The 16,465-nt window shown below is 62.3% G+C and carries 15 protein-coding genes; 8 read left to right on the top strand and 7 right to left on the bottom strand.

Annotated elements, in window-relative coordinates; translation table 11 throughout:
* On the bottom strand, positions 1-3,353 hold a 3,353-nt coding region (locus tag PHU01S_RS07585; RefSeq protein WP_127506955.1), incomplete at its 3' end, for a DNA polymerase III subunit alpha.
* Between the two features lie 147 nt (positions 3,354-3,500).
* On the opposite strand from PHU01S_RS07585, the gene PHU01S_RS07590 reads away from it, so the two are divergent.
* The 3 genes from PHU01S_RS07590 (at position 3,501) to PHU01S_RS07600 (ending at position 5,020) form a co-directional block, all read left to right on the top strand.
* On the top strand, positions 3,501-3,827 hold the full coding sequence (locus tag PHU01S_RS07590; protein ID WP_048748490.1) for a YtrH family sporulation protein: 327 nt from the start codon (positions 3,501-3,503) through the stop codon (positions 3,825-3,827).
* A gap of 15 nt (positions 3,828-3,842) precedes the next feature.
* Positions 3,843-4,364, top strand: coding sequence for a sporulation membrane protein YtrI (locus PHU01S_RS07595; protein WP_048748491.1), 522 nt, complete (start codon positions 3,843-3,845; stop codon positions 4,362-4,364).
* A gap of 338 nt (positions 4,365-4,702) precedes the next feature.
* On the top strand, positions 4,703-5,020 hold the full coding sequence (locus PHU01S_RS07600) for a YtpI family protein (RefSeq protein WP_048748492.1): 318 nt from the start codon (positions 4,703-4,705) through the stop codon (positions 5,018-5,020).
* Between the two features lie 166 nt (positions 5,021-5,186).
* Here PHU01S_RS07600 and PHU01S_RS07605 read toward each other — a convergent pair whose 3' ends face one another.
* The 4 genes from PHU01S_RS07605 to PHU01S_RS07620 all read right to left on the bottom strand — a co-directional run bounded on the left by PHU01S_RS07605 (position 5,187) and on the right by PHU01S_RS07620 (position 8,501).
* Positions 5,187-5,372, bottom strand: coding sequence for a hypothetical protein (locus tag PHU01S_RS07605; RefSeq protein ID WP_164763013.1), 186 nt, complete (start codon positions 5,370-5,372; stop codon positions 5,187-5,189).
* 52 nt (positions 5,373-5,424) lie between these two features.
* On the bottom strand, positions 5,425-6,327 hold the full coding sequence (locus PHU01S_RS07610; protein WP_164763014.1) for a DNA polymerase III subunit beta: 903 nt from the start codon (positions 6,325-6,327) through the stop codon (positions 5,425-5,427).
* A 161-nt stretch (positions 6,328-6,488) separates the two neighbouring features.
* Positions 6,489-6,800, bottom strand: coding sequence for a ribbon-helix-helix protein, CopG family (locus PHU01S_RS07615; protein WP_127506961.1), 312 nt, complete (start codon positions 6,798-6,800; stop codon positions 6,489-6,491).
* 351 nt (positions 6,801-7,151) lie between these two features.
* Positions 7,152-8,501: a DRTGG domain-containing protein gene (locus PHU01S_RS07620; protein WP_232316861.1), complete on the bottom strand. Its 1,350-nt coding sequence runs from the start codon at positions 8,499-8,501 to the stop codon at positions 7,152-7,154.
* A 115-nt stretch (positions 8,502-8,616) separates the two neighbouring features.
* On the opposite strand from PHU01S_RS07620, the gene PHU01S_RS07625 reads away from it, so the two are divergent.
* Positions 8,617-10,071, top strand: coding sequence for a sensor histidine kinase (locus tag PHU01S_RS07625; RefSeq protein ID WP_049867857.1), 1,455 nt, complete (start codon positions 8,617-8,619; stop codon positions 10,069-10,071).
* 112 nt (positions 10,072-10,183) lie between these two features.
* Here the strand turns inward: PHU01S_RS07625 and PHU01S_RS07630 are convergent, their stop codons facing one another.
* Positions 10,184-10,465, bottom strand: coding sequence for a hypothetical protein (locus PHU01S_RS07630; RefSeq protein WP_021882490.1), 282 nt, complete (start codon positions 10,463-10,465; stop codon positions 10,184-10,186).
* Between the two features lie 100 nt (positions 10,466-10,565).
* Entirely contained in the window at positions 10,566-10,904 is a 339-nt protein-coding gene (locus PHU01S_RS07635; RefSeq protein ID WP_127506963.1) for a YlbF/YmcA family competence regulator, read from the bottom strand.
* Positions 10,905-11,331: 427 nt separating this feature from the next.
* Between PHU01S_RS07635 and PHU01S_RS07645 the strand changes: the two genes are divergently transcribed.
* Genes PHU01S_RS07645 through PHU01S_RS07660 form a run of 4 tightly spaced genes read left to right on the top strand, consistent with a single transcriptional unit; the run spans position 11,332 to position 16,463 of the window.
* Positions 11,332-12,696, top strand: coding sequence for a YheC/YheD family endospore coat-associated protein (locus PHU01S_RS07645; protein WP_127506967.1), 1,365 nt, complete (start codon positions 11,332-11,334; stop codon positions 12,694-12,696).
* Between the two features lie 22 nt (positions 12,697-12,718).
* Complete coding sequence (locus tag PHU01S_RS07650) at positions 12,719-13,873, top strand: YheC/YheD family endospore coat-associated protein (protein ID WP_127506969.1); 1,155 nt, start codon at positions 12,719-12,721, stop codon at positions 13,871-13,873.
* A 59-nt stretch (positions 13,874-13,932) separates the two neighbouring features.
* Positions 13,933-15,303, top strand: a complete 1,371-nt coding sequence (locus PHU01S_RS07655; protein WP_049867860.1) for a YheC/YheD family endospore coat-associated protein — start codon at positions 13,933-13,935, stop codon at positions 15,301-15,303.
* Positions 15,303-16,463, top strand: coding sequence for a YheC/YheD family endospore coat-associated protein (locus tag PHU01S_RS07660; RefSeq protein WP_127506971.1), 1,161 nt, complete (start codon positions 15,303-15,305; stop codon positions 16,461-16,463). The genes PHU01S_RS07655 and PHU01S_RS07660 overlap by 1 nt, the downstream gene beginning before the upstream one ends.
* Positions 16,464-16,465: the final 2 nt, after the last annotated feature.

Consider the following 16,465-nt stretch of genomic DNA (forward strand, 5'->3'; position numbering starts at 1 on the left):
CTGCGGGCGCGCGCCTGGCGGCGAAGCCGGGCGACCCCGGCGGCGAAGCCGGGATCGCCGGCGTCAAGGGGGACGAGGTCATCGACGATGAGCTTGAAGTCCTCGTCTCCCTGCTGCACGGCGGCCTGGATGACGACCAGGCTGCCGGCTTCGAGCTTGTCCCCGAAGCGGGACCAAGCCGTAGGGAACAGCACCGCCTCGGCGCGCACGATGCGGTCCTCCGCCTCCGCGAAGGCCATCTGCTGGCCCTTGCGGGTGCGCAGCTGCTTCAGCGACACGACGCGAACGGCGGCGACGCAGGACAATCCGTCCGGCGCCTCGGCCAGGTCGACCAGTCGGTCGAGCTCCAGCCCGTCGAGAACATGCTCGACAGCGTCGAGCGGATGGCCCGTCAAGTACAGGCCGAGCAGCTCCCGCTCCAGCTCCAGCTGCTGCGCGGCGGAATAGGGCTGCACGGCCGGCAGCTCCACGTCCCAGTTCTGCACTTCCTCGAAGCCGAACAGCTCGATCTGCAGCTCCTCGCGCTCCTTGCGCCACTTCTGCGCCGTTTCCACCGACTCGTCGAGCGCCGCGAGCTGCTGCGCCCGGTGGCCGGGCATCGATTCCAGAGCGCCGGAGCCGATCAGGCCTTCCAGGACGCGCTTGTTCACGACGCGCAGGTCGACGCGCCGGCACAGATCGATCAGGCTCGCGAAGGGGCGCTCCTTCCTTTCCCGAAGAATGGACTCGATCGCCTGGGTGCCGACGTTCTTGATCGACGCAAGGCCGAAGCGGACCGCTCCGCCGTCCGGCGCGAAGGTGACTCCGCTATGGTTGACGTCCGGCGGCAGCACGGCGATGCCCATCCGCCGGCATTCGTCGATGTACTCTCCGGTCTTGCGCTGGTTGCCCGTCACGGAAGCCAGCATCGAGGCCATGAAGGCGACCGGATAATGGCGCTTGAGCCAGGCCGTCTGGAACGCCAGCACGCCGTAAGCCGCCGCATGCGCCCGCGGGAAGCCGTAGTCGGCGAAGCGCAGGATCATGTCGTAGACCCGGTCCGCCTCCTCTTCGAGATAGCCTTGGCCGAGGCTGCCTCTGACGAAGGCCGCTCTCTGCTCGTCGAGAATCTCGCGCTTCTTCTTGGAGACGGCCCGCCGCAGCAGGTCGGCCTCTCCGAGCGAGAAGCCGGCCATCGAAGAGGCGATCTGCATGATCTGCTCCTGGTAGACGATGATGCCGTGCGTGTCCTTCAGAATCGGCTCCAGCGAGGGATGAGGATACTGGACCTCCGCAAGCCCGTGCTTGCCCCGGATGAACTGCGGAATGAACTCCATCGGACCCGGCCTGTACAGAGCCAGCACCGAGACGATGTCCTCGAACGAGGAAGGCTTCAGCTCCCTCAGCACGCGGCGCATGCCGCTGGACTCCAGCTGGAAGATGCCCGTCGTATCCCCCCTGCCGAGCATCTCGTACGTCGCCGGGTCGTCGTCGGCGACGGCGCGGAAGTCGATCTCCGTGCCTTCGCTCTCGCGGATCCAGTTCAGCGTGCGCTCCAGGATGGACAGCGTGCGCAGGCCGAGGAAGTCCATCTTGAGCAGGCCGACCGCCTCGACGTTCTCCATGGAATACTGCGTGAGCGGAGCCGCTTCGGAGCCGGCCTGCAGCGGCACGTAGTCCGTCAGCGGACGTCCGGCGATGACGACGCCGGCGGCGTGCGTGGAGGCATGCCGGGGCATGCCTTCCACCTTCAGCGCCATCGCGATGAGATCGCGGGTAGCCGGATGATCCGCGCTTTCGCGCAGCTGCGGCACGGAAGCCATCGCCGATTCCAGCGTCGTGCCCGGCTGGCCCGGAATGAGCTTGGCGACGCGGTCGACGTCGCCGAGCGGCACGTCCAGCGCCCTGCCGACGTCGCGGACGGCCGCCTTGGCGGCCAGCGTGCCGAAAGTAATGATCTGCGCGACATGCCCGGCCCCGTACTTGCGGCTTACGTAGGCGATGACCTCGTCGCGCCGCTCGTCGTTGAAGTCGATGTCGATATCCGGCATGCTGATCCGCTCGGGATTGAGGAACCGCTCGAACAGCAGCCTGTGCTTCAGCGGATCCACATCGGTAATCCGCAGGCAGTAGGCGACGAGGCTGCCCGCCGAAGAGCCGCGGCCCGGACCGGTGCGGATGCCCTGCTCATGGGCGTAGCGGATGAAATCCCAGACGATGAGGAAATAGTCGCTGAAGCCCATCCGCTCAATGACGGACAGCTCGTAGGACAGCCTCTCCCCCGCCTTCCTCAGGAAGCTGCCGCCATCTGCCGGAGAAGCCGTCCCGCCCTCTCCGCCGCTCTCCGCCATGGAAGGTCCGGATCCCGCTCCCCGGTCTCCAGGCGCTACGCCAACCGCGCTTGCCGAGCCTGCCGCTCCCCAAGCTTCTGCGGCGTAACGTTCCGCCAATCCCCGCCGGCAGAGCTCCTCCAGATAAGACGCGGCTGTCATGCCATCCGGCAGCGGGCTGTATTCCGGCAGCGCGTGCTCGCCGAGCCTCAGTACCAGATTGCAGCGCTCGGCGATGCGGACCGTGTTCTCCAGCGCCTGCGGCACGTGGCGGAACAGCCGCCCCATCTCCTCCGGGCTCTTGAGGTAGTTCTGATCGCCATGCATATGCATGCGGTCCGGATCGCTGACGCTTTTGCCGGTGCCGATGCAGATGAGCACATCCTGCACGGCGGCATCCTCCTGCCGCAGGTAGTGGGCGTCATTGGTCGCGACGAGCGGGATGCCGGTCTCTTCCGCCAGCGCCATCATGCCGGCCATTACTTTTTTTTGCTCCGCCATGCCGTGGTCCTGGATTTCCAGGAAAAAATCCTCGCCGAACGTGCTGCGGTAACGGAGCGCCGCCCTCCTCGCTTCCTCCGGACGGTCGTAGAGCAGATGCTGCGCCACCTCGCCCTGCAGGCAGGAGCTGAGGCAGATCAGCCCTTCCGCATGCCGGGCGAGCGCCTCGTGGTCGATCCGCGGCTTGTAGTGGAACCCTTCCAGATGGCCGATCGAGCACAGCTTCATGAGGTTCCGGTAGCCGGCTTCGTTTTTGGCGAGCAGGATCAGATGGTAGATCGGATTGTCCTTGCGCGTTCCCTTGTCCGCCCTGGAGCCAGCCGTCATGTACATCTCGCAGCCGATGATCGGCTTGATGCCGTGCTTTAGGCAGGACTTGTAGAAGGGAACCGCCCCGTACATGACGCCGTGATCGGTCAGAGCCAGCGAGGTCATGCCGAGCTCCGCCGCGCGCGCCGTCAGGTCGCGGATCCGCGCCGCTCCGTCCAGCAGGCTGTATTCGCTGTGCACATGCAGGTGCACGAAACTCTCGCTTCCGCTCATCGGCTCTCTCCCTCTCCCCATGCGGGGCACACTTGTTCGCTCTTTCCGTCTATCTTATCATAAACAACCCGGCCAAGCCCATAGAATGGAGGAAGGGAGACAAGCGCTCCCTACTATTAGACGAAACAGGTGAGGCGGATGAGCCGAATGAACATGATCTTGACCAAAGCCCTGATCGATTGCTTCATTGCCTTCGGAGTCGTCGTCGGAGGCACGCTGCTCGCGGGCATCGCCTCCGTGCTGGCTTCCTCGCCGCCGTCCCTTATGATGGTCGATACGGCATCGCGCCTGAAAATATGGGCGCTGGTCGCCGCGGTCGGCGGCACGATTGATCCCATGCGGGTCATCGAGAGCAACATATCCCAAGGCCATCTGTCCCCGGTGGCCCAGCAGCTGCTGTTCATCTTCTGCGCTTTCATCGGGGCGCATGCCGGCACGGAGCTGATCCGCATGATCTGCCGGGACGGGGTGTGAGGAGACTCCATGCGCATGCCTCCTTTCGACCGCTTCGCCAGGCTGACCCAAGCGCTCGGCCTCGTCATCTGCGGCATCGTCATCGGCGCCGCCCTCTATCAGGCTCTCTTCCAGGCCCAGTTCGACCGGATCGCCAACCTCAAGAGCGAGCTGGAAGGCCAGCTCAATGAACGGGATAATGAAATCGAGAAGCTGACCAAGTTCAACCAACAGAGTTCCATCATCAAATCGCTTCAGATCCGCTTCGAGGACGGTCCCGTGACGGCATCGCTCGACGAGCCCGCCAAAACGCGGCTGCGGAAAATGCTGCACGACGATCTGAAGGTGCTGGAGGGCCATAGCGTCTTCGACATCGACCGCGAGTCGAGGCTCGCTCGCGAGCTGCTTGCCGGCAAAATTTATAAAGACAAGGACAAGAACCTGCTGCTCGAAATCAAAACGGTGCTCGTCGTTGAAAACAGGCTGCAGGTATGGGTCAGCGTGAGCCAGAAGGGACCGGAAATGAACAGCAGCGCCAAGCAGGACGGATCCCGCTGAAAGCCGCTTCGATAAAGGCCTTCAGGAAAGGATCCCGCTGAAAGCTCCCATTTCGAAAAACTCCACCAGGAGATAAAGGAGTCCGTCGACGGACTCCTCTCCGTGGTCGGAGCGGCAGGCGGGGCAACGCTCGTTGCGGAGCATGATTCCGGAAGCGGACCGGAAGCTTCGAGCATCGGGGCCGCTATGAAATCATTCACGTCTCCATTGTCCGTCCAAGCCCGCAGCTTCGCCTGGCCCCCGCCGCAGCCTGTTCGCGATTGCATCCGCATTCATGGTACAATGGCCAAAAACCGGACTTCGCGTCCGCAAGTTGAAAAAAGGAGCAGCACTCGACCATGAACGATCCCGTCGTATGGCTTCAGTGGATTCTCATCGCAGGCATCGTCCTGACTTCTGCGATGTCCGTCGTCTACAGCTTCAAGTCCCGCCGTTCCTCCGACCCGCGCCAGCGCGCCCTGCACGCCGCCCGCATGAATATCAGCATGGGCAGCATGCTCCTGTTCATCTCGCTGATCCAGATGTTCATGTACAGCGGCTCCACGCTGCGTGTCATCATCGGCTCCCTCTTCATGGTGCTCGGGCTGTTCAACATCTTTGCCGGCCTGCGCAACCGCAGCATGATCCGCGCCTCCATGGAACGCAGCGGCAGCTGAAGCTTGCCGCTTCCGGAACAGCAAAGCCGGCCTGCAATGCCGTGTATACGGCATTGCAGGCCGGCTTTTGTCATTCCCCAAACACGGCGATGAGGATCGAACCCGCTCACGATGCTTGAAGTTGCGCCGCCGGGCCGGGAAACCTGGCATCCCGGACATCGGGGCATCAGCGGGCTCCTCCCCATTTGGAATGAAGCTCAGCCTCCTCTTGAAGACAGACGGCCTCCAAGATGGGGGCTATCATGTACAGCCGCCCTTCGTCCTCGGGAACGGTGATCCGGATCGGCTTCTGCCGGCCCCCGATTGCCAGCGACAGCCGGGGATAGTCGATGGCATGCGCGATTTCCCTCATGCCCCCTCCATGAAACAGCACCTGCCAGGATGATTCGGCGGCGGCAATCCGTTCAACCCCGAGCAGCCTTTGCCGGGTCTCCCCTACTCCTGCCGTCCTCGCGGACAGAAAAAGCTGCTTCCGCATCCACGCTCAGTCTCACCGCGCCAGAAGGGCCGGCGACCAGGCAGGCCCGATCGAGCGCTTGGCGAAAAGCAGCCGAGTCCAGGGAAATGCCTTGGACTCCCTCTCCGGATATGTCCTCCTTGATGAACGGCAGGCGGCCTTCCAGCCTCGGGAGCTGAACCTTGGCCCTTCCTGCCGACAGCTGGACCTGGAAAGGAAAGATCGCGAGGGAAAGGGAGGCTCCCTTTTCCATTCCGAGCGCCTTGAGCGAGTCGTGAAGCGGCTTGGCCGGGAGCAGACAGCTCCATCCGGCTCCGCCGCCGCCCCAAGCGCCCATGCGGCAGCTGGCATAACGGACACCGTCCGTCGCCGACAGCTTCCAGGACGATCCACCCGCTTCAATTAGAATGCCGGTCAACGGCAGCCTTGAGCCCGAAGCCGCGGCGGCGAAAAGAACCTGCTTCAGCCTGGAATGGAAGCTGCCGGCATCCAAAACGAAAGCAGGATGGCCGGCGGCATCGGCCAGAACCGGCGGTTCCCCGAATTCGGCAACGGCCAGCCGATGCTCCGACTGCCCGGACTTGATGCGAGCCATGCCGCCCGAAGGTCCTTCAAGCTCAAGCCATTCGCCGTCCGCCTGGCGAATGACGCCAAGGAAATAGCGGGCTGGCAGAGCCAGACATCCGATATGCTCGATTTTCAGCGAGCCGGCATCAACCGGCACTACGGCTTGATGCACGATCCTTCCGGCAGCCGCGCTCACGGCGAGTTCACCTCCGCCCGCGGTCAAATGCAGCTCCCCGGTCCGGAACCCGCCTCCCGCCGGAACAACCTGGTCACATGCTTCCATCAATAGATCCCTCTTGATCATCAGCCGCATCTTCCCGCCACCTGCGCCTTCATCCCATTATTTTCCGTTCTCTTCCTTATCTTCCGCTTCCAGGTTATTAAACTTCTTGTATCCTCAGCTTCTTGTTTTTTCAGCTTCTTGTTTTTTAACTTCTTGTTTTTTCAGCTTCTTGGTTCTCCATTTTCTTCTTCAGCTTCAGCTTCTTCAGCTTCTTCAGCTTCTTCAGCCTCATCGCCCCCTGCAGCGACAGCCGCTTCCAGGAGAACCCGCAGAACCTCCGATCTGGACCGGCCCGTCCGGCGACATCGCCTGTCGATCTCGGCCCACAACGGCTCGCTGAGCGTGAGCGATACCTTGCGCGTAATTCCGATCGCTTTCCTGCCTGCGCCGGAACGATGGCCTCCGCGCGCAAACATCATGGACAGCTGGCCGTCCGGCTCCCGTGGAGCTATTTTCGTGAATTTACGATCCATGGCATGGCCCTCCTTTTTGAATAAAGTTACCATTATCAATATGACTCTATTCATTGTACCATGCGTGCTTATAGTTGTAAATGAATGGAAAAACGGACAGGGGCGATTCCAACCCGATCTAAAAATCCTCCTGGGCTGTGCGGCAGCAAAGCTCTGCTGTCTCGGGGATGCAAAAAAAGCCGCTTTCTCCAAGAGGGCCGGGAAGGCGGCAGCTCATGAAAAAAACGGCCTGTCGTGAAAATGGGACGGCATCAAGACGAGCCCAATCGTCCTGCTGACGGGCCCGGAGCGGAATCCATGATGCCTGACGGCAGATCCATGCCATGCGGAAGCAGAAGGCTCGGAAGCCTGTCAATAACCGTCCATCAGCTGCATGGACAGAATCGCCTTGGCCGCCACGCCGGAGGAATCGCTGAGCTGAATTTCCAGCTTGGCCGACTTGCGGCTCATCTCCAGCACCGCAGGCTCCAGATGCAGCTGCGAATCGATGGCGACCGGACGCATGAAGTACGATGTCACGCTCTCGATCATATGGTCGCTCCGCCCGCTCTCCCGGACCATGCGCCGGGAAGCCTGGATCATGAGCGTCGCCAGGACGCCCTCGGATACGGTTCCCGGCGTGCCGGACATCTGCGCCGCGGCTACGCCGGAATACCGGAACGAGCCCTCGTCCTCCCGACGCTCGAAGCCCGCGCCGATGAGCTCGTCGAACGTCTCTCCGGACTCGCCCTGGCGGCCGGTGATCCGCATCGCTTCAAGCACTTCCTGGCGGGTGATGACGCCGAGCAGCTTGCGGTGGCGGTCGACGACGGGCAGCAGGTCGATGCCTTCGGCCGCCATCGTATGAGCGGCCGAGGTGACGGTGATATTGGGGGCAGCCGTGATGGGATGACGGGTCATCAGCCGCTCCAGCGGCGTCTGCGGATCCGATCCGGCCGCATCCTTGGCCGTCATCATCCCCGTGACACGGCCCCGCTCGTCCAGCACCGGAAAGCGGAAGCTGCCCGTAATGCCTGCAAGCCGGTGGAAATCCGCCGCCGTATCCTTCGCGCCAAGCACGTCTGCCGGCCGGCCGAAGCTCATGATATCCTCGATCAGCACGATCTTCTGCTTGATCAGCCGGTCGTACATGGCCCGATTGATCATCGAGGCCACGGTGAAGGTGTCGTGGCGGGAGACGATAATCGGAAGCCCCCGCTCGTCGGCCAGGGCGATGACCTCCTCGCCCGTGCCGAAGCCGCCCGTAATGAGCACGCCCGCGCCCTGCTGCAGCGCGGTCCTGTGGGCTTCCTGCCTGTTGCCGACGATGAGCAGGCTGTCTTCGTTGATATAACGGCTCATCGCCTCCAGCTCCATCGCGCCGATGACGAACTTATGCAGCGTCCGCTGCAGGCCTTCGGCGCCTCCGAGCAGCTGTCCCTCCACGATTTCGGCCACGTCGCCGAAGGTGAGCCCTTCAAGCGATCCTCTGCGGGAGCGGTGCACACGCACGGTTCCGATTCTTTTTTTGGTCGCGACAAGGCCCGTCTGCTCGGCTTCCTTGATCGCCTTGTAGGCCGTCCCTTCGCTGACTCCATGCTCCTTGGCGATGCCCCGGACCGATATCCGGACTCCCGGCTCCAGCTCCTCGATATGGCGGATCAGCTGTTCGTGCTTCGTCAGTGCTTCCATGGATGGTTTGCCGCCGTTGTCTGAGGCCACCTGCTTCGCCGCCTTTCGCCGATGAAAATCGATATGTTCATTTTAGCAAAAAGCCGCTAAAGTAGAAATGAACGCCTGAACCGATACCGAAACGGTCCGACAAGGAGAGCCAAGTGTGAATATCGATTCCAGCCTGCTCATGCGCTCAGCTACTCTCTATGTGTTCGTATCCTTTCCTCAGAGCCTCATCTTCACCTGCTTCACCTTCCAGTTTCTCGGCATCCGGACCGAAGGCTTCTGGAAGCGGACTCTTGGATTCGTCGCGGCGTCCTCCCTATATACGGATCTTTTCTTCTTCGAGCTTCCCGCCTGGGCGCATTTCGGCAATACGATCGTTTCCATCGCATTTTTTCTCTGGCTGTTTTTCCGGGAAATGAGTCTGCGGCAGCGCCTGGTGGTGCAAGCGCTGCTGCTCATCTTCATTATCCTGTCGGATATGGTCACAATGGGCGCCGCGGTTCAATTCACCGCCTACGAGAGCGTCCTGAGCGGACCCGTCTGGCTGAAGATCGCCGTCTGCTGGCCTTCCTTCGCCTTGTTCGCGCTGGCGGCGCTGCTGATGGAGCGCCGGAATATCCATCCCGGAACCATGCTGAAGAAGGGCCTTTCAAAAGCGGCAGGGTCGTCGATGTTCTATTTCATCCTGCTCGTCTCCCTGCAGTTCATGCTGCTGGCGCTGCTGTTTCTCGAGCATTATGTCGTCAGCGGCGTCCGGCAGAGCTCTTCGCTCCTTCTCGTTCTGAGCGTCTCGACGATCGCCCCGGTCATCTTCATGGCGCTGCGGCTGATCGCCCAAGCACGCCGCGAAGGGGAAGACAAGGGCGGACAGGCAATCGAAGGCGATCTCGTCCGGATGCTGGCTACGATTCGGGGGCAGCGTCATGATTTCATCAATCATGTCCAGACCATGCATCTCATGCTGAAGCTGGGCAAGCAGGAAGAGCTGAGGGCTTATATGGGAGAGGTGCTGGAGGAGATCGAGGCCGTCAACCGGGTCGCCGCCGATCTCGCCGCCTTGCCGTTTCCAGCCGTCGCTGCCCTTCTCAGCGTCAAGGAAGAGGCGGCCAAGAGCCTCGGCATCTCGCTGGACTACGAGATCGCAGATCTGCTTGAGGCAGCCGCGCTGCCTCCGCTCAAAAGCATCGATCTCGTCCGCATTGCGGCGAACCTGCTCGACAACGCCTTCGACGAGGCCGCGGAGCTGCCGGCGGGACAGCGCGAAGTCCGGCTCGAAGCCTTCCTGGACGGGCGCAGCATGACCATCGCCGTCTCCAACCGCTGCCGGGCCGGAACGGATCTGGCGATCCTTCAAAAAATGTTCCGGGCGGGATACAGCACCAAGCCGTCCGGCTCGGGCCATTCCGGACTCGGGCTTTCCATCGTGGCGGAGCGCGCCAGGCACTACAAGGGATCCGCTTCCGCCCGGCTTGACGGCTCGATCCTCTGCGTCAGCGTCGTTCTGCCCTGCGCTCCCGTGCTGTCCGGCGGCGGAGAGGCCCCGGCAGGAACGGGCCGGGCAGAGATGGACCGAACAGGAGCAGGGACCGAAACGGTCCGAGGGACCCGATGAAACGGAAGGAAGTTCCTCCCGGCTCAGACGCCAAAAAAAGACCGGATGCAGAAAGAGCTGGCTCCAGCTCCTGCATCCGGTCTTTTTCCCGTCCTCCGAAGATTGCCGCCTCTCAGCCGCGGTAGCGGCGTTCCGGCTTCTTCTCCGGCAGCTTGCGGTTGTGCATCGCCCGCTGCCGCCGTATGGCGGCTACGCGCCTGCGTTCCCGCTCGCGGTCGCTGAGCAGGACGCGCAGGTTGGCCGCGATGACGAGCAGAGCCAGCGCCGACCACAACACCCCGAACACCGTGGCGAAGCTCCACGGGCTGCCGAGCTCCAGGCGCGGCAGCGCATAGAGGAGCATGCCGAGCGCCGCGAGCAGGTAGATTCCATGCTTCCATTTGCCGGAATTCATCCGCAATCCTTCCCCCCAACTCTCCTAGTAGGCTGCTTGTCTGTCTTAGCCTATGCGGACGAGCGGGCGAACATGCCCTCCAGGGAAAGAATGGGATCCGTTAAGGAAGCAGCACGGATTGCATGGAGCTGCCGATGATCCGGTTCACGTCCTCATACACGACGCCAAGGCGCTTCTCGGCCTCGAAGTAGTCCTGAACGAGCGGATTGAGGTTCAGCAGCTCGTACAGCTTGCCGAGGCCGTCCAGCTCTTCGGCGGACGGCTCCTCGCCGCCCATCATGCGCTGCTGCAGCTCGAGCTGGCGCCGCTGGAAGTCGGCCAGCATCCGCCGGGCATCCGGATCCCGGTCCGCCGCCGCGCGGGCCTCCATGACCTGCTTGGCCTCCAGACTGCCCTGCAGAGCCTGGGCCAGCTCGTAAGCACGATCATATACGTTCATGGCTTCATCTCCCTCGTGTTTCCTGCGCCCATCATACCATCATGGAAGAGCCGCTGGCAAAAAAGCATGGCGCCTGCTGCGCACGCGGATGAAATTGGGGGACAGAGGCAGGTGCATGGCACATCGATACGTGCCGGCGGCCGGAGTCGCCACGAGCTCGTTCGTTTCTCCGGAACGATTCCGCGCCCTTCGCTTCTTTTTCACCGGCCCCTGCCCCGCATCCCTCACAGCATGTCCCATGCGGGCGGGAATGATCGCCTCCGCGCTCCGGGCATCCGCCCAATCCGGCCAAAACGCCCCGTCCTTATTGGCGGCGCCTATCACCAAGGTATAGATGTCCTCATATGATGAATTAATCCGTTTCATTCACCTATACCCATCCGACCGCCAACCCGCACTACCCTTCGCTCTGGAAGGAGATTCGTCGATGCTTAAATCCAAAATCACCGTCCAGGTGCCGCAGGCAGGCACCTTGGCCGAGGATACCATCCTGCTGGGCGATGCTTATGTCAAGCAATACAAACTGTCGCTCGGCCACTCCGTCACCTTGAAGTTCGGGTCGTTCCGGACTACGGTGCGCATCTCATCCGGAGGCAAAGGCGACGTCATGAAAATCGGCGCCTCGCTGGCACGCCAAATGGGCATACCGGGAGGAGCCGTCCTGCGATCGAGCTACAAGCAGAGCTCAAGCACTTTGTCGCTCGGGCCTCTGATCGGCGTCCTCATCAGCCGGGATTATCCGCAGCAGACGGACCGGCCGTTCGGGGCGATCACGATGTTCTGCCGGGAGCTGGTGGATGCCTGCGCCGCTCAAGGCGCCTCCGTCTACTTCCTGACTCCCGATGCGGCGGTATCGGGCTCGCGCATCGAGGGGTGGATCTACAACGGCGGCTGGCGGAAAACGAGCATGCCCGTACCGGATGTGGTCAACAACCGGCTTACCGCGCGCAAGCTGGAGAACCGCCCTTCGGTTCAGCAGTTTTTCAAAGAAGCGAAATCACGATATGGAACTCAAGTATTCAACGAGAAATTTCTGGATAAAAACGAGGTGTTCGGCGCTCTCGGCCACGAAAGCAGCCTTGCCAAGTACCTCCCGGATTCCAGGCTGCTGCGCAGCTACGCCGATCTCAAGTCGATGGCGGCGCGGCATCCCGTCCTGTTCCTCAAGCCCGAGCGCGGAAGCCTCGGCAAAGGGATCATCCGGGTAAGCAAGCTCGAGGGCGAAAGCGTGCTGGCCACCTATACGGCGCCGGCCGGCATCCGCCGCCAATCGTATCCCAGCCTGGCTAAGCTGTATTCCTCGCTGGGCGGCAAGCTGAAAACCGTGCGCTACCAGCTGCAGCAGGGGCTCACCCTGATCGATATAGGCAAGCGGCCCGTCGACTTCCGGGCGCTCGTGCAGAAAAACCATAGCGGCAGCTGGGCGCTGACTTCCATCGTTGCCCGTACGGCGGGCAGCAATCACTTCGTCTCGAACCTCGCCCGCGGCGGAACGCTCAGCCGGGTCAAGGAAGCGGTGGCGCGCAGCAATCTGGCTCCCGGCTACAAGGCCGGCGCCGGCGCCAAGCTGCAAAGAGCCGCGCTCGATATCGCGCAAGGCATCGACGCCCGGATACCGGCGCACTTCGGCGAGCTGGGCATCGATCTGGCCCTCGATACAGGGGGCAGGGTATGGCTGCTGGAGGTCAACTCCAAGCCTTCCAAGAACGACAACACGCCGCTGAACGAAGGCAAGATTCGTCCTTCGGTACGCAACATGATCCAGTATTCCCGCTATCTGGCGGGATTCTGACGGGATAAAGGGGGCGGTCCATATGAGAGGCAACCGAAGCAGCGTCGGCGTCCTGGTATCGGATATCCATGAAGGAGAGGACGGCCGGGAGCAGCGCAGGACGTTTCCGGAAGACAGCTTTCTCGCCGCCCTCAGCAGCCGGGCCGAAGAGCTCGGAGTGGATCTGTACGTGTTCACTCCGGGAAGCCTGGATCCGGACAGCGGCATTCTTACGGGCTATGTAAGGGAGAGCAGCGGCTGGTCCGAAAAGGAAGTCCCCTGGCCTGCTGTCATTTACGATCGCTGCGGCCCTCTCGTCTCCGGCCGCATCCGCCCTTACAGGGATACTTTGAGCCGGCTGGCCGCCCTGCAGCCCCATGTCGTCCTGAACGGCTGGCTGCCCGGCAAATCCGCCCAGTACGACGCTCTTCGCCGCAGCGGCGCCGAGCTCGCCGAGCTCGTGCCTCCAAGCCGTCCGCTGGCCGGCAGGCAGGCGTTATGCGAGACAGCCGAGAGCTACGGCTCCCTCTTCCTCAAGCCGGATGGAGGCATGCAAGGCCGCGGCGTCATCAGTGCGGCCCCCGCAGCCGAAGGCGGCTGGCTCGTTCGAGGCCGGGACGGCGGCAGCCGGCCCTTCCGCAGCCTCCAGCCGGATCTGGACGCGGCCGCAGCGCTGATCTGCCGGCTGGCCGGCCGCACCCGCTACGTCGTCCAGCCCTGCCTGCCGCTCTGCGACCGCCAAGGCCGGCCCTTCGACATCCGCGCTCTCGTCCAGAAGGACGGCCGCGGCGAATGGCGGCTGACGGGAACAGCGATGCGCCGGGGATTGCCGGGAGGCGTCGCCTCCAATCTCCATGGTGGCGGCGAAGCGATTCCGGCCCGGGACGGTCTGTCCATGCAGCTCGGGCCGGCTGCCGCAGATAGGGTGTCTGCCCGCATCGACAGGCTGGCGCTGGCTGCGGCCGAAGCGGCGGAAAGCTCTTTCGGCCGCTTCGCCGAGCTTGGCCTCGACTTCGGCGTCGAGCCGGATGGAAGGCTGTGGCTGCTGGAGATGAACTCCAGGCCGGGGCGCGAAGCCTTTGCCGGCTTCGCCGGCGGAACCGCCCGCACGGCGGTGGAACGGCCGCTGCTCTATGCCCGGCTCCTGTGCGAGGGACCGAGTCCTACGCCTGCCGGACGCAGCCTCATACGCAATTAAACCATCAACCATTGACATAGATCCGCTACCCTAGCGACAGAACGCCCAGGAGGTTCCTCATGAGTCTTACTTTATGCAATGTGCATTTCTCCGACAAAAACGACCGGGTCGTCTATGTGTCGGGACCGTTGTACCGGTCGCTGAAGCTGTCCGGGAAAAAGAAGCTGTCGATCAAGCTGGGAAGGGAAACGGTAACGGCCTCGGTGAAATCCGTCAAGGGGGAGGGCAACCATGTGTACCTCGGCTCCGCCATCCGTCAGCATATCCGCGTTCCGAAGTCCGGCAACGTATTCATGCTGCATGCGAACGAGGATGAGGTGCAATTCGGGCCGCTCGTCGGCATCCTGAGCGACGGCTATGTGTCCTCCGCCTTGCCTTTCGGCTCCCGCACCGGCTTCATCAAGGAACTGATCCGCATCGGAGACAAGAAAGCCTACTTCTTCGGGTTCGCCCCGCGCGACATCAACTGGCAGCAGGAGACGGTGAACGGCTACTTCCTGAATTCCGACGGCAGCTGGTACCGCAAGACCGTGCCTCTTCCGGATGTCGTCTACAACCGCCTGCCGAGCCGCAAGGCCGAGACCGGCACCTATATTTCCACGCTCCGCGAACGCTTCGTGCGCAAGGGAATCCCCTTCTTCAACTGGAGCTTCTTCAATAAATCCGATGTCTACAAGCTGCTCGACAAGGATGTCGAGGCGCTCCGCCATCTGCCGGAGTCGGTATCCGCGCCGACGGAGGAGAAGATCAAGGAGCTGCTGAGCAAGCACAACTTCGTCTACTTCAAGCCATCCGGCGGCAGCCTCGGAGCCGGCATCTACCGCCTCACCTACCAGCCGAAAAAAGGCTATTTCGCCCGCTACCGCAGCGGGGGCAAAAACGTGCTGCTGCGCTTCAGCACCTTTCAGGGACTCATGAAGACGCTGCATGCCCGCATCGGAAGCTCCTTCGGCGGTTATGTCGTGCAGCAGGGCATCCGGCTTGTGGAAATCGACGCCTGCCCGATCGACTTCCGCTTCCACATGCACAAGAACGGGCGCAATGAATGGGTGACCGCCGGCATCGGCGCCAAAAAAGCGGGACGCGGCAGCGTCACGACGCATATCAAGAATGGCGGCTCCCTCATGACGCCCGCAAGCGCCCTCTCGCGCGCATTCGGCGGCGAGACGAGCGAAGTGCTCGAAAAGGCGAAAAAAGTAGCCGTGAAGATGTCGGAGGCGATCGAGCGCAACTATCCTCACCGTCTGGGCGAGCTCGGCCTGGATATCGGCATCGACAAGGACGGCGACGTCTGGATGTTCGAGGCCAACGCCAAGCCCGGACGGTCCATATTCAAGCATCCCTCCTTGAAGACGGAAGGCCGCGCCTCCCTGGAATATATTCTGGAGCATTGCCTGTACCTGAGCCGCTTCCGGGGGAGGGACAGCTGATGGAGCTTGAGCAAATTCCCGGCTATCCTCCGGCCGACCCGGCTTCCAAGCGGCCGGTTCTGGCTATCCTGACGATGTCGGATCGGCTGCTCGGATTCAGAGGCAATCGCGAAAACTTCGCCGACGTAGCCAAAACCGGACGCGACATGGGCTTCACCGTCTATGTCCTGCCCTGCAAAAGCCTGAATTTCACCGAACCGATGCTGAGCGGCTACGGCTTGAACGACAAGACGGGGGAATGGTTCAAGGGACGCTTCCCCTTCCCCGACCTCGTCTACAACCGGATTCCCCAGCGCGAGGACGAAATGCGGCCGAAGGTGCAGCAAAAGCTCCGGCTGTGCCAGCAGCATCCCCGGATCAAAGGCGTCTTCAATCCTTCCTTCTTCAACAAATGGGAGCTGTTCGAGTGGCTGAAGAAATCCCAGGCGACGAATCGGTATATTCCGTCCACCCGCAAAATGGTTTCGGTCACCGGCCTCGGCCGGATGATCAGCAAGCATCCCTATCTCTACCTGAAGCCGGTCAGCGGCAAGGCAGGCAAGGGAATCATGACCATCCGGGTGATGGAGGGCAAGACGCTGCCTTACCGTCTGCGCATCCAGCAAAAGAAAAAAAGCAGCACGTATAATTGCGCGACGATAAGCAAGCTGTGGTCGCGTATTCTAAGAGAGAGCGGCGGCGTGTCGTATATCGCCCAGCAGGGCATCGACCTCGCGCTGTACCAGGAGCGCAGGTTCGACCTCCGCGCGCTCGTGCAGAAAAACGGAAGCGGCCAATGGGCCGTTTCCGGCATCGGCGCCCGTCTCGCGGGCTCCCGCAGCATCACGACCCATGTCCCCCGGGGAGGCAGCATCGAGGATCCGGAGAAGCTGCTTCAGCATGCCTTCGGCCCTCAGGAAGCCCGCGAGCTCATGAGCAAGGCCCGGAGCGCCTGTGTGCAGCTGGCCCGCCAAATCGAGACGGCCAGCGGACAAAGCCATGGCGAAATGTCGATGGATCTCGGCGTCGACGTGGAAGGCGGCCTCTGGTTTTTCGAAGCCAACGCCAAGCCGATGAAGTTCGACGAGCCCCACATCCGCAAAAAATCGCTCGAGCGCATTTTCCAATACGGATCGTACCTGATGCGCTCGCCGAAACAGGGGAAGGCTGGAGGCGCATAAAC

Source organism: Paenibacillus humicus NBRC 102415 (genome assembly GCF_004000905.1).
Taxonomy (GTDB): domain Bacteria; phylum Bacillota; class Bacilli; order Paenibacillales; family Paenibacillaceae; genus Paenibacillus_O; species Paenibacillus_O humicus.